The 768-nt window shown below is 31.1% G+C and carries 1 pseudogene; it reads left to right on the top strand.

Annotated features, from left to right (window positions below):
* Positions 1 to 768, top strand: a pseudogene (locus tag HMPREF3103_RS09630) (ISL3 family transposase); the annotation flags it as partial.

Genomic DNA, 768 nt, shown 5'->3' with positions numbered 1-768 from the left:
GTTTCAGGCCTACCGGCCTACTTAAATCTACGCAAGCACAGATTTCTCTGCAGAGAATGTGGCTCTTCATTTACCGCAGATACTAGTCGAATCGTAGAAAAACATTGTCATATTTCGAAACGTTTAAAAAATGAAATTAAATCAAAGATAAGTGAAACAGTATCTGAAACATATATCGCAAAAGAAACAAATGTTTCAGTTCATACTGTAAGACGTATCATAGATGATACAGCACGTTTCCTAACGATTAAACCATTACACGATTTACCTGAGCATTTGTGTTTTGATGAATTTAAATCTGTTAAATCTGTTAAATCTTCTGATAGTAATATGAGCTTCATTATTTGTGATAGCACAACATACAAGCTAGTCGATGTTGTACGAGATAGAAAATCTTACAGTTTGAAAAAGTATTTTCATCGTTTTGAGCCTAAGACTAGATTAAAAGTAAAAACTATCTCCATCGACATGTACTTGCCATACATTCAATTAATAAAAGAAATGTTTCCTAACGCAAAAATTATCATTGATCGGTTTCACATCGTACAAGCCTTAAATAGAGAATTAAATCGAACTCGGGTACGTGTCATGAATAAGCATCGTTATAAAGTCGCTAAATTATATCGAAAGTTAAAACATTATTGGAAGTTAATTTTAAAGAATCCTAATGAACTTTAGAACTATAAATATAATCATTATAAGCTTTTTGAAAGCTTTATAACAGCCAAAGGAATTATGGATTATATCTTAGAAAACAATCCATCTCTT

Origin of the sequence: Granulicatella sp. HMSC30F09 (assembly GCF_001806915.1) — a bacterium.
Classification (GTDB): domain Bacteria; phylum Bacillota; class Bacilli; order Lactobacillales; family Aerococcaceae; genus Granulicatella; species Granulicatella adiacens.
This window is presented reverse-complemented; position numbering and strand designations above follow the sequence as displayed.